The organism is Mesorhizobium sp. RSR565B (genome assembly GCF_054719465.1).
On record NZ_JBTTIE010000001.1, the window covers coordinates 598225 to 611264 of the forward strand.

A 13040-nucleotide genomic window follows, 5' to 3' on the forward strand; every position below is an offset into this window, starting at 1 on the left:
ACAATGCCGATTTCGACAAAAAGTCGCGGATGACAACTCTGCCGCAAGCGTTTTGCGCGCGGCCGCGCTCAGCGTCCCATATTTTAATTGTTCGACGGCTCTCTTATCGGCCATACTTATTTCCATGCGCACGCCGTCCGGCTATTCATTGACGCGCTTCCCCCTTCCGCCCGGCCGGACCTGCCGAGCGATCCTTCTCGCCCTTTCAATGCTTACGCCGGTTCGCGCTCAGGCCGAGCCGGTGAAGGTGTGGGCGACCGGCGCCTATTCCTTTTCCGACGAGCTTGGCGGTTTCCACATCACCGGCGCCTCGGGCACCGGCACCAAGGAAGATCCGTTGGTCATCTCCGAGGAGCTGAATTCGTCGACGCCGGTGACGCTCACCATCCGCACCACCAAACCGATCCAGCCGTTCAGCACCAACGGCGAATTCGCCAACGGCATCCTGTACATGCGTATCGAGGTGCTCAACAACAGCGGCCAGGCCTGGGTTGAATTCCAGTTCGAGCTGCAGGAGATACTCAACCAGCCGAGCGTGTTCGGCGACGGCCTGTCCTTCGACCAGCGCAACAAGACGCCCGACAACATCCTGTCGAGCGCGTACGCCGATTTCGACCGCGATTTCGAACCCTATGACCGGCTCTTGTTCAAGAGTGGACAGATCGACCCGCTGAAGAGGGGACGCTTCGAGTTTCTGATCACCGACTACACGCCGCGCTGGACGTTCTATCTGGTGCAGGATCCGCGGATACCGACGGGGTAAGCGGCAGACGCCGTGAAAATCGCCACGAAATGCCCTTCGTGATTGGCGAAAGCCGACGAGCGCGTAATCTCCCTCCTTGAGGGGGAGATTACTAACCGCCCAACCTTGCAAATCGTCTCTCGGCGGACGAATGTGCCCGGTATGACTGCCGCCTCCCCCAACAACCGATCCGACCTGGCCGAGTTGCTCGCCTTCTACGCCTCTGCCGGTGTCGACGAAGCGTTGGAGGACGCGCCAGTGAACCGGTTTGCCGGGGCAGCACCGAAGCGCCCCGAGCGCACAACGGCGCCTGCCGCGCCGCCTCGCGAAAACAAGTTTCCGGAACAAGCCGCCGCCAGCCCCGGGCTGGACGCAAGCCGGGTGCCGGACGCGCCGGCGCGTTCCGTTCCGGCCATGGCGACGGTGCCCGACGAGGCACAGGCGGCCCTGGCCCGGCAAATGGCGGCAAGTGCCTCGACGCTCGACGAACTGCGCCAGCACATGGCGTCGTTCGATGGCTGCAACCTCAAATTCACCGCCAAGAACCTGGTCTTTGCCGACGGCAATCCGGAAGGTTCGGTGATGTTGGTCGGCGAGGCGCCCGGCCGCGACGAGGATATTGAGGGCCTGCCCTTCGTCGGCCGCTCCGGCCGGCTGCTCGACCGCATGCTGGGGGCGATCGGGCTTGACCGGACTTCGGTCTATATCGCCAACGTCATTCCCTGGCGGCCGCCCGGCAACCGCACGCCGACGCCGCACGAGACCGAAATCTGCCGCCCCTTCATCGAGCGGCAGATCGAGCTGGTCAATCCGAAGGTGCTGGTCAATCTCGGCGGCCCTTCGGCCAAAACCCTGCTCAATACGACCGAGGGCATTCTGCGCCTGCGCGGCAATTGGCAGGTGCACACGACGGTGTCGGGCACTGCCATTCCGGCCATGCCGACGCTGCACCCGGCCTATCTCTTGCGGACGCCGGCGCACAAGAAACTGGCGTGGCGGGATTTTCTCGAGGTGAAGGCGAAGTTGCGGGAGCTGGGGTGAAGCGCGCCTCTTCCTTCCACCCTTGTGGGGGAAGGTGGATCGGCGCGCAGCGCCGAGACGGATGAGGGGTGTTCCAGCGGAGTGAGACGTTGGCGTTCCCTGGAACACCCCTCATCCGACCGAGCTTCGCTCGGCCACCTTCTCCCACAGGGGGAGAAGGGAGAACCGCGCCAATGACCTCCCAGGTAATTGAAATACGCCTCTCCCCGGCCTACTCATCCCCCATGACAACAGCCCAAACCTCCGCCGGCAGCCTGATCCGCGAATGGCGCACGCGCCGGCGCATGAGCCAGCTTGATCTCGCAATGGAGGCTGAGATTTCCCAGCGTCATCTCTCCTTCGTCGAAAGCGGCCGCGCCGCGCCCTCGCGCGAGATGGTGCTGCATCTGGCCGAGCAGCTTGAGATTCCGCTGCGGCAGCGTAATCAGCTGTTGCTGGCTGCCGGCTTTGCCCCGAGCTTCAGCGAGCGGCCACTCACAGATACGACGCTGGCGCCGGCGCTTGCCGCGGTCGAGAGCGTGCTCAAAGGGCATGAGCCGTTCCCCGCCCTCGCCGTCGACCGGCACTGGAACCTGATTTCCGCCAATGCCGCCATCGGCCCGTTTCTGGCCGATGTTGCCGAGCCGTCGCTGCTCCAGCCGCCGGTCAATGTGCTGCGCCTCAGCCTGCACCCGAACGGCATCGCACCGCGCATCGTCAATCTCGCGGAATGGCGGGCGCATCTGCTGGAGCGGCTGAAACACCAGAACGATGCCGCCGGCGATCCCGTCCTGGTCGAGCTGGAGCGCGAATTGCGAACCTATCCGTCCGGGCTCAAGGGTGCGCGGCCGGTGCCGGTCGAGCCCAACGGCATCGTCCATCCGCTGCGGCTGGCGCATGGCGACCAGGTGCTGTCCTTCATCAGCACCATCACCGTCTTCGGCACGCCGCTTGACGTGACGCTGTCGGAACTGGCGATCGAGTCTTTCTTCCCGGCCGACGAGCAGACGCGAGCGGTGCTGGTGCGGCTGGCGAAGGAACGTGCGGAAGCTAACTGAGCCAACCCCGCGGACCTCCTCACCCCTGTGGTGGCGCTGCCTTGCGCGTTCGGGTGCGTTCCAGGCCGAGTTGGCGCTCGCGCCAGATGATGAACATGCCGGCGGCAACGACGATCACACCGCCGACGAGCGTGTTGATGGTGGCGATATCGCCAAAGGCGAAATAGCCGACGACCACGCCGAGGATCATCGAGGTGTATTCGAACGGCGCCACCACCGAAGCTTCGGCATGGCGGTACGCCGCCGTCATCAAAATCTGCGCCAGCCCGCCACAGAACCCTGCTGCGACCAGCAGACCGGCCTGCAGCGGCGTCAGCGCCTGCCAGCCGAAGGGCAGCGTAAGCAGCGCCATGACACTCGCCGTCGCCGAGAACCACAACACGATGGTCGCTGTTCGTTCAGTCTGGACAAGATTGCGCACGAGCAGGATGGCATTGGCGGAGATTGCTGCAGAAACAAGAGCAGCGATGACGCCCAGCACCTCCTGGTCGCCGAGCGCGACGCCCGACGTGAGCAGCGTCAGCTCCGGCCAGGAGATGATCAGCACGCCGACCAGACCGACCGCAACCGCGCTCCAGCGATAGACGCGAATGGCTTCGCCGAGGAATAGCGAGGAGAACACCACCACCAGCAAAGGCTGGGCATAGTTCAGCGTGATCGCCTCAGGCAGCGGCAGCCGGGTCAGCGCAAAGAAGCCGAGCCCCATGGCGCAAACGCCGACGACACCGCGCGCAATGTGGTTCAGCGGGCGTTTGGTGGCGAACGCCGTACCGAGTTTTCTCTTGAAGGCCAGGAAGGCGATGATCGGGAAGATGGCGAAGAAGGAGCGGAAGAAGACGATCTGGCCGGCCGGCAAAGTGCCGGCGGCCTTGATGCAGGTTTGCATGCCGACAAAGACCGCCACCGACATGACCTTGAGCATGATCCCGGTGAGAACATTAGAGCGCCGCGCGTCGTCTTCGACGCGCAAAGGACGCTCTGACACTTTAAATCTGCGCATCGTGCTTTCCAAAAATCGACATCGATTATTGGGCCGATGCGCGCCGGGATGATCGGACAGTTTCCCGCCCGCTTCGTCTCCAGGTCCGGCTTTCACTGTTCTGTTGCTTCCCGGATCTCCGCTGAGATGCGCGTCGAACGACGCGGTACACAGGCGCCCATGCCGAACTTCGATCTGACGACGGTCATCAAGGCCTCACGATGATGGCGGAAGGGGAACGCCCCGAAATAGGCATTGGCGCAGTTTTGTCGAGTGACCGTTTCGTGTAAAGAGCGCGCAACTTTAGATTAATGGGCCAGGACACGTCAGCGGCTCCGATAGCGACAGGGAAACCCAAGGGAATGCGAACCGATACCGGCCAGGTCTTCAAGCTCGAAGACTACCGCCCCAACGACTTTTCCATCCCGCAAACCGGCCTCACCTTCCGCCTTTCGCCAGACGCAACGCGTGTCACCGCAGTGCTGACGATCGAACGCCGCGATGGCGCCGCCGCCTCGACGTCGCTGGTGCTGGACGGCGACGGGCTGGTGCTCAAGCGCATTGCCATCGACGGTCGCGAGCTTGCCCCGGCCGAGTATCTCGCCACGCCGGACCAGCTGACCATTTTGAGGCCGCCGGCCCGTTTCCAGCTGCTGCTCGAGACCGAGATCGCGCCGGCCAGCAATGAGGCGCTGATGGGCCTCTACCGCTCCAGCAATGTCTATTGCACGCAATGCGAGGCCGAGGGCTTTCGCCGCATCACCTATTTCCTCGACCGCCCCGACATCCTGTCGGTCTACACCGTGCGTATCGAGGCAAGGCTGGACGAAGCGCCGCTGTTGCTTTCCAACGGCAATCCGGTCGAAAGCGGCGGGCTTGCCGACGGCTGGCACTTTGCAGTCTGGGACGACCCCTTCCCCAAGCCGTCCTATCTGTTTGCGCTCGTGGCCGGCAATCTCGGCAAGGTTGCGGACAGTTTCGTCACCATGTCCGGGCGCGAGGTCGAACTCGGCATCTATGTCGAGCCAGGCAAGGAGGGGCTCGCCGGCTACGCCATGGACGCGCTCAAGCGCTCGATGCAATGGGACGAGAAAGCGTTCGGCCGCGAATACGACCTCGACGTCTTCAACATCGTCGCCGTTTCCGACTTCAACATGGGGGCCATGGAGAACAAGGGCCTCAATATCTTCAACGACAAGTATGTGCTGGCCGACCGGGAAACCGCCACCGATGCCGATTTCGCCAATATCGAGGCGATCATCGCGCATGAGTATTTCCACAACTGGACCGGCAACAGGATCACCTGCCGCGACTGGTTCCAGCTCTGCCTCAAGGAAGGGCTGACGGTTTTTCGCGACCATGAATTCTCAGCCGACCAGCGCTCGCGCGCGGTCAAGCGCATCGCCGAAGTGCGCACGCTGAGGGCGCACCAGTTCCCCGAGGACCAGGGACCGCTGGCGCATCCGGTGCGGCCGCGCCGCTACCGCGAGATCAACAATTTCTACACGGCGACGGTCTACGAAAAAGGCTCGGAAGTCGTGCGCATGATCCGCACTATCCTCGGGGCCGAGGCTTTCCGCGCCGGCATGGACCTCTATTTCGAGCGCCATGATGGCGAGGCCGCGACGATCGAGGACTTCCTGAAGGTGTTCGAGGACGCCTCCGGGCGCGACCTGTCTCAGTTCGCGCTCTGGTATCACCAGGCGGGCACGCCGAACCTGACCGTCAGTTCGACGCACAATCCGGCGACGCGCGAGTTTACCCTCGAGATCGAGCAGTCGGTGCCGCCGACACCGTCGGAGAGCCGCAAGCGCCTGATGCACATTCCGCTCGCCTTCGGCTTGGTCGGCGCCGGCGGCGAACCGGTCGCCTATGGCGGCGTCGAAGGCGCCACCGTCGAAGACGGTGTCATCCATATCCGCAAGCGCCGACATATGGTGCGCTTCTCAGGCGTCGCCGAGCGGCCAGCGGTGTCGCTCAATCGCGGCTTTTCGGCGCCGATCACACTTTCGGTCGAGCAGAAGGCCGACGACCAGTTCTTCCTCGCCGGCCAGGACAGCGATGCCTTCGCGCGCTGGCAGGCGTTCAACACGCTGCTCACCGATGCGCTGATAGCGGCCTTCCGCCAGATCCTCGGCGGCGCGAAGCCGGCTTTCACCGCCAGGCTGACCGGACTTGCCGGCAAGATCGCCGGCGACGAGACCCTGGAACCTGCCTACCGGGCGCTGGCGCTGTCACTTCCGGGCGAGGCCGACATTGCCCGCGACATCGGCACGAACATCGATCCTGACGCCATCTTTGCCGCTCGCGAGGCGTTGGCGCTGGCAATCGCGCGCGCCAACAAAGACAGCTTCGCCAAGCTCTACGGCCGCCTAGCCGACGACGGGCCGTTCAGCCCCGACGCGGCAAGTGCGGGACGCCGCGCGCTGCGCAACATCCTGCTCGACTACCTCTCGCTGCTGCCGGAAGGTGCTGCGCTCGCCGCCCGGCATTTCGAAACCGCGACCAACATGACCGACCGCGCCGCAGCGCTGACCGTCCTTGCGCACCGCCATGACGGTTCGCCGGAGGCGATCAAGGCGCTGGCCGATTTCGAGGCGCGTTATGGCGCCGATCCGCTGGTCATGGACAAATGGTTCCAGATCCAGGCCAGCGTGCCGGGACGCCGGACAGTCGACACGGTACGCGAGCTGACTGGCCACGCAGCTTTCTCGATGGCCAATCCGAACCGGGTGCGCTCGCTGGTCGGCACATTCGCCAGCGCCAACCAGACCGGCTTCCACCGCGCCGATGGCGAAGGCTACCGGTTTTTTACCCAGACCGTACTCGAGGTTGAAAAACGCAATCCGCAAGTGGCGGCCAGGCTGGCGACAGCGCTGCGCTCGTGGCGCTCGCTGGAGCCGGGCAGGCAAGCCAAGGCCAGGGAAGCGCTGCTGGCCATCGCCGGTGCCGAGAACCTGTCGGCGGATTTGCGGGACATTGTGGAGCGAACGCTGGCCTGATCCCTCCCCCTTGAGGGGACGGTGGACAGCCGCCGAAGGCGGATGGACGGGTGGGGTCGTTGCGGCAGTGCGCGACCTCGACCAACTTCGACCGTGATTGAGAGAGTCGAGCGCTTCGCCGAGGACCCCACCCGGCCCTTCGGGCCACCCTCCCCTCAAGGGGAGGGATTTCAGCGTTATTTCAATCAATTTTTAATGTTTTTCGGCCGCGCCTCTGGACAAGGCGAATCACCTTTGATTCTTTACAGACGATTCGGATGTGCGGTGTTGCCGGATCGTCAAGCGTACGGAAATTCGGGGAGTGCCATTTATGGCCAAGGCGGACGCGTGGGGCGCGCCCGAAGGGACGGCTTTTGAGCGGCGCAAGGCGCGAGGCGACGGCCTCGCCGGCAATACGCGGCTCATCGCTGAACCAGCCTACCGGCGGCTCCTGGCTGCCGAACCCCTTCTGCGCCGTTCGATACCGGCTCTCATCATCATCTTCCTGATCGTCATCGCCGCACTGCGCGTGCTGTCGCTGATGAACGAGCGCGACGAGGCCGAGCGCGATGGCAAGGCGGTGCTAGGTCTCGCCGCCGGCCAGATGGCGAACGCAATCTCGGCCGACCCGACCGCGGCATCCAGCGGTGCAATTGATCTTCTGGAAAGCACGAGCCGCCAGGGCGCCATGGGCAGAAGCCATGTGCTTGTGATCACCGACAGCGCCTTCAAGATCATTGCCGTGTCGCCGCTGTCGACCGGCTGGCAAGGGCGATCGCTGGACAGCCTGGTGCTGGACGGCCAGCCGCTGTTCATGTTCGGCGACCGCGCCGGGGTCATGGATATCAGCATCGGCGGCCAGGACTGGTACGCGGCGGTGAGCCTGACCCGGGACCGCAAGAACGCCGCCGCCGTGCTGGTGCCGCAGGAAGCGGCGTTCGACAACTGGCGCAAGACCGTCTCGCTCAACGTCACGCTGTTTGTGCTGACAGCCGGCGTGCTGATCATCATCCTCTACGCCTATTTCGGCCAGGCATCGCGCGCCCAGACAGCCGACCGCATCTATCTCGAAGCCCATCAGCGCATCGACATGGCGCTGGTTCGCGGTCGCTGCGGCCTGTGGGACTGGGACATGGTGCGCGGCAAGATGTACTGGTCGCGCTCGATGTACGACATGCTGGGCTACGAGCCCTGCAACTCGATGCTGTCGTTCGGCGAGGTCGACGACATCATCCACCCCGAGGACGGCGACCTGTTCGAGCTGGCCAACAAAATCGTCGAGCGCGAGATCGACCATATCGACCAGGTGTTCCGGATGCGTCACGCCGACGGCCAGTGGGTGTGGATGCGCGCCAGGGCCCAGGTGATCGACCCGGAAGCGCCTGAGATCCAGCTGATCGGCATTGCCGTCGACGTCACCGAGCAGCGGCATCTGGCGCTGCGCTCGGAGGCGGCCGACCTGCGCCTGCGGACCGCGATCGAAAACATCAACGAGTCCTTCGTGCTGTGGGATGCCGCCCAGCGCCTGATCATGTGCAATTCCAAATACCAGAAGGACAACGGCCTGTCGGACCGCGACGTCATGCCGGGCGCTGCGCGCGCCGTGCTTGAAGAGCGCATGCTGGCCTTCGCCTCTGAACGGCGGCTGGCCAACACCAACGGGCCGCAAGGGGGCGCAACCTTCGAGCGGCAGCTCTCCGACGGCCGCTGGCTGCAGGTCAACGAACTGAGGACCCGGGACGGCGGCACGGTCTCCGTCGGCTCCGACATCACCCAGATCAAGCTGCACCAGGAAAAGCTGGTCGACAGCGAGCGCCGGCTGATGGCGACCATCCACGACCTCAGCCTCGCCCGCCGGGCCGAGGAAGAGCGCGCCAAGGAACTGGTCGAGCTCAACCGCGAATATATGAAGGAAACCGAGCGCGCCGAGGCCGCCAATCGGGCCAAATCCGAATTCCTGGCCAACATGTCGCACGAGCTGCGCACGCCGCTCAACGCCATCATCGGGTTCTCCGAACTGATGGAACAAGGCCTGTTCGGGCCGCTCGGTTCGCCGCGCTACGAGGAATATGCCAACGACATCAACGGCAGCGGCAAATATCTGCTCGGCGTCATCAACGACATACTCGATATGTCGAAGATCGAAGCCGGCCAATTCTCGGTGGACCGCGAGGAAATCGATCTCTGCCCGCTGATCCGCGAGACGGTGCGGGTGATCTCGCTGCAGGCGGCGGAGAAATCGATCACGGTCGAAACCCGCATCGCCGATACGATGACGCTGTTCGCCGACCGCCGGGCGATCAAGCAGATCGCCATCAATCTGCTGTCGAATGCGGTGAAGTTCACCGGCCAGGGCGGCCATATCTCGGTGCGCGCCCGCAACACGTCAGGCGCGCTGGTGCTGACCATCGAGGACAATGGCTGCGGCATTCCGAAGGAGGCACTGAGCAAGCTTGGCCGCCCCTTCGAACAGGTGCAGAACCAGTTTTCGAAGAACCACGCCGGTTCCGGCCTCGGCCTTGCCATCTCGCGCTCGCTGGCCGAGTTGCAAGGAGGAGCGCTGAAAATCCGCTCGACCGAAGGCGTCGGCACGATCGTGTCGGTGCGCATCCCGGTGAAGAAGGCGCAACCGGCGGTGAAGGCGGCGGCCTGACGGCCCGCCAATGCGAGCGGTGCTCTCCGCCGCGTTCAAGGACTGAGTAGCCCCGGTCATGTAAGGGCTCCGGCGGCTTTCGCCGCCGGAGACATATCGCCATTTCACTCCATGCTGTCGTCGCCGCCGTCCCATTGGTGGTGGCGGCCCATGCGGCCTTTCTTTGGGAGTTCGTTGCGCTCGATCTTGCCGTCATTGTTGCGGTCGAGCATGGCGAACACCTTCTTCTCGCGCCCGGTGATGTCGTCCGTGGTCAGCGTGCCGTCGCCCTTGCTGTCGTAGCGGGCAACGATGCGCTTGGCCATTTCCTCGAACCGCGCCTTCTCCAGCGCGTCAGCGAGCTGGGCGACTGTCAGCTTGCCGCCATTATCGGCGACCAGCTTCTTCAGCCGCGCGTTCATGGCGTCGGAAAACTGGTCGAAGCTGATGGTGCCGTTGGAATCCTTCATCGCCTTGTCGAGGCGCATCATGGTGCCCTCGCGCATTCTGGCGCTGGCATTGTTCTCGGCATAGGCGGTGGTGCCGACGGCGCCGGCAAGCGCGATGAAGGCAAGGGCAAGTCCGGTTGTCTTTCTCATGGGTATCTCCTGTTGCATCGTCACCCCCGATGCGATCCGAAACAGCCGCCAGCGCTTCACGCCCTCACAACCGTTTCGTACGAAGCAAAAGGTCGAAATCCTTTCTGACCTTTTGCGACGTCTCCTTGAGATGTGCTTCCAGCACACCGAAATCCGGCAGGTCAGTCACCGCCAGAAGCAGATCCGACAATCCCGGCGGAACGTCATCGCGTTCGAATGCGCAGGTGAGGCAAAGCCGCGTCATCTGGGTCAGCGCCAGATAGAGCTGGTAGGCTTCGCAAAGCTGCTGCCTGACGTCGGCCTCGGCGAAATCCGGCGACAGATGCGCCAGGATTTCGCCGGTCGCGGTCACCCTGCGGCCGCCTTCGACCTGCCCGGTTATAACCGCCACCTGCGCGATGAATTCGAGGTCGATGAGGCCGCCGGAGATGAGCTTGATGTCCCAGAGATCGCGCGGCGATTTTTCCTTCTCGATCAGCGCGCGCATCTCGGATGCCTCCGCCCTCACCTTGGCGGCGTCGCGCGGCAAGGCCAGAAGTGCCGCCACCTCGGCCTCGACCTCGGCGCAAAGGGCCGCGTCGCCGCCGATGGCGCGCCCCCGGGCCAGCGCCATGTGCTCCCAGGTCCAGGCCTCCTGGCGCTGGTATTTCTTGAAGGCATCGATGTGGGTGGCCACCGGCCCCTTGTTGCCGGATGGCCGCAAGCGCAGGTCGAGCTCGTAGAGAACGCCTTCGGCGGTCGGCGCCGAGACAGCCGCGATCAGCCGCTGCGTCATCCTGGTATAGTAGTGCGATGGTGCGAGCGGCTTGTCGCCGTCGGACTCGTCGGCATTCGCGTCGTGGTCGTAGAGCAGAATGAGGTCGACATCGGAGCCGGCGGTGAGCTCGCGGCTGCCGAGTTTGCCCATGCCGAGCAGCGACACGGTGCCGCCGGCGATGCGGCCATGACGCAGCGCGAATTCGGTGGTCACCGCCTGCAATGCGGCGTCGATGGTGAGGTCGGCGAGATCGGAAAAGGCGCGGCCGGCGCGCGCCGGGTCGATCGAGCCGGCGAGCAGCCTGACACCGATCAGGAATTTCTGCTCGGAGGCAAAGATGCGCAAACGGTCGAGCACGTCCTCATAAGCCCGGTCGCCTTCGATGAAAGCGGCCAACCGCGCTGAGAGATAGGCTCGGTTGGGCAGTTCGGCGAGCAGCGCCGGGTCGAGCAGACCGTCGAAGACATGCGGGCGCCTTGTGATGATTGCCGCCAGCCGAGGCGCGGCGCCCATGATCGTCGCCATAAGCTTCAGCAGGGCGGGATTCGACTGCAGCAGCGAAAACAGCTGGATGCCGGCGGGCAGGCCGGCGAGGAATTCGTCGAAGCGAACCAGCGCCTCGTCGGCCCGGCGCGTCTGGCCGAAGGCTTTGAGCAGCGCCGGCGTCAGTTCGGTCAGCCGCTCGCGCGCTTCCGCAGACTGGGTGACGCGGTAGCGGCCGAAATGCCAGCCTCGAATCACGCGGCAGATGTCGCTTGGCCGCTGGAAGCCAAGGCCGTGCAAGGTCTGCAGCGTGTCGGGATCGTCGACATCGCCTGTGAAGACCAGATTGCCGACGCCGGCCGACAATTCAGGCGCGGTCTCGAACAGCGCGGCGTAATGGCGCTCGACCTCATGCAAAGCCGCGCGAAAGGTTTCGGCAAATCTGGCGGCATCGGCAAAGCCCAGCATATGGGCGATGCGTTCCAGCCCTTCATCATCGTCGGGCAGAATATGCGTCTGCTCGTCGGCGACCATCTGGATGGTGTGTTCGACGCGGCGCAGAAACCAATATTGCTGCGTGAGCGCGTCGCGTGCATCGGCGGTGATCCAGTTGCGCGCGGCCAGCGCACCGAGCATCGGCACCGTCTCGCGGCCGCGCAGCTCCGGAAAACGGCCGCCGGCGATCAGCTGCTGGGTCTGGACGAAGAACTCGATTTCGCGAATGCCGCCGCGGCCGAGCTTGACGTTGTGTCCTTTGACCGCGATCTCGCCATGACCCTTGTGGGCATGGATCTGGCGCTTGATCGAATGAACGTCGGCGATCGCCGCATAGTCCATGTATTTGCGCCAGACATAGGGCTGCAATTCCCGCAGGAACGCGTCCCCGGCATCGAGATCGCCGGCCACGGGACGCGCCTTGATCATGGCGGCGCGCTCCCAGTTCTGGCCGCGCGCCTCATAGTAGCGAAGTGCTGCCTCGACCGGGATCGCCAGCGGCGTCGAGCCTGGATCGGGACGAAGCCTCAAATCGGTGCGGAAGACATAGCCGTGCCCGGTGCGGTCCTGCAGGATGCGGACCAGCCTGCGGGTCAGGCGCGCAAACAGCTCTGTGGCGTCGAGCGGATCGACGATCGCCGGCGCATCCGGATCGAAGAAGACGACGAGGTCGATGTCGGAGGAGAAATTCAGTTCATGCGCGCCAAGCTTGCCCATGCCGAGCACGATCCAGCCGGATTGCCGTGACGGATTTTCGGGATCGGGCAATTTGAGCTTGCCTTGGCTGTGCGCCTCGCGCAGCAGGAAGTCGACCGCCGCGCAGGTGCAGGCATCGGCGAGATTGCTGAGGCGCCTTACCGTCAGCGCGGCATCGGCCTCGCCGGAGAGGTCTGCAAGTGCGATCAGGAAGTGAGCTTCACCCTTCCACTGCCTGAGTTCCATCATCAGGCTGGATTCGGAAACGGTCTCGGAAAAGGCGGCCTTGCCGATCGCTTCGGCGATGGCGAGCAGCCGAGCCTCGACACTGCCATCGAACAGCGCGTCGAGGATTTGCGGCCGGCGGCGCGCAACATCGCGGAGGAAGGGCGAGAGATCGAAGACGGCAGCGAGAAACTCCTGTGCGGTGCCCTTGCCTCCTAGGAATTTCGCCAGACGCGGCAGGTTCTCGTCCTTGGCATCGCCAGCGATCTCCGACAGTTCACGCCGGGCGCGGGCCTCATCCAGCGGCGCGAGCTGCGCCGCCAGTTGCAGGCGCCATTCGGTCTCGATCCGTTTCGCAGCCATCCTCACCGCC

Annotated in this window: 8 protein-coding genes; 5 read left to right on the top strand and 3 right to left on the bottom strand. The window is 64.3% G+C overall.

The window, feature by feature from the left end; all coding sequences use genetic code 11:
• The first annotated feature begins 208 nt into the window (after window positions 1–208).
• From ACYG9R_RS03040 to ACYG9R_RS03050, 3 genes are all read left to right on the top strand, one after another.
• Window positions 209–763, top strand: coding sequence for a hypothetical protein (locus tag ACYG9R_RS03040; RefSeq protein WP_023698594.1), 555 nt, complete (start codon window positions 209–211; stop codon window positions 761–763).
• A gap of 141 nt (window positions 764–904) precedes the next feature.
• Window positions 905–1783 carry a uracil-DNA glycosylase gene (locus tag ACYG9R_RS03045; protein ID WP_023824194.1) on the top strand — a complete coding sequence of 293 codons (879 nt, stop codon included), beginning with the start codon at window positions 905–907 and terminating at the stop codon, window positions 1781–1783.
• Between the two features lie 224 nt (window positions 1784–2007).
• Window positions 2008–2820: a helix-turn-helix domain-containing protein gene (locus tag ACYG9R_RS03050; protein WP_023687252.1), complete on the top strand. Its 813-nt coding sequence runs from the start codon at window positions 2008–2010 to the stop codon at window positions 2818–2820.
• Window positions 2821–2839: 19 nt separating this feature from the next.
• On the opposite strand, the gene ACYG9R_RS03055 is transcribed toward ACYG9R_RS03050, so the two are convergent.
• Window positions 2840–3742, bottom strand: coding sequence for a DMT family transporter (locus ACYG9R_RS03055; protein WP_023687251.1), 903 nt, complete (start codon window positions 3740–3742; stop codon window positions 2840–2842).
• A 419-nt stretch (window positions 3743–4161) separates the two neighbouring features.
• Between ACYG9R_RS03055 and pepN the strand changes: the two genes are divergently transcribed.
• Window positions 4162–6801, top strand: coding sequence for an aminopeptidase N (pepN, locus tag ACYG9R_RS03060; RefSeq protein ID WP_023824195.1), 2640 nt, complete (start codon window positions 4162–4164; stop codon window positions 6799–6801).
• 310 nt (window positions 6802–7111) lie between these two features.
• A complete protein-coding gene (locus ACYG9R_RS03065) occupies window positions 7112–9433 on the top strand; it encodes a PAS domain-containing sensor histidine kinase (protein ID WP_023824196.1) in 2322 nt (773 codons plus the stop codon).
• A gap of 104 nt (window positions 9434–9537) precedes the next feature.
• Here the strand turns inward: ACYG9R_RS03065 and ACYG9R_RS03070 are convergent, their stop codons facing one another.
• A complete protein-coding gene (locus ACYG9R_RS03070) occupies window positions 9538–10011 on the bottom strand; it encodes an EF-hand domain-containing protein (RefSeq protein WP_023732018.1) in 474 nt (157 codons plus the stop codon).
• A gap of 64 nt (window positions 10012–10075) precedes the next feature.
• Window positions 10076–13030: a bifunctional [glutamine synthetase] adenylyltransferase/[glutamine synthetase]-adenylyl-L-tyrosine phosphorylase gene (locus tag ACYG9R_RS03075; RefSeq protein ID WP_023824197.1), complete on the bottom strand. Its 2955-nt coding sequence runs from the start codon at window positions 13028–13030 to the stop codon at window positions 10076–10078.
• Between the last annotated feature and the right edge of the window lie 10 nt (window positions 13031–13040).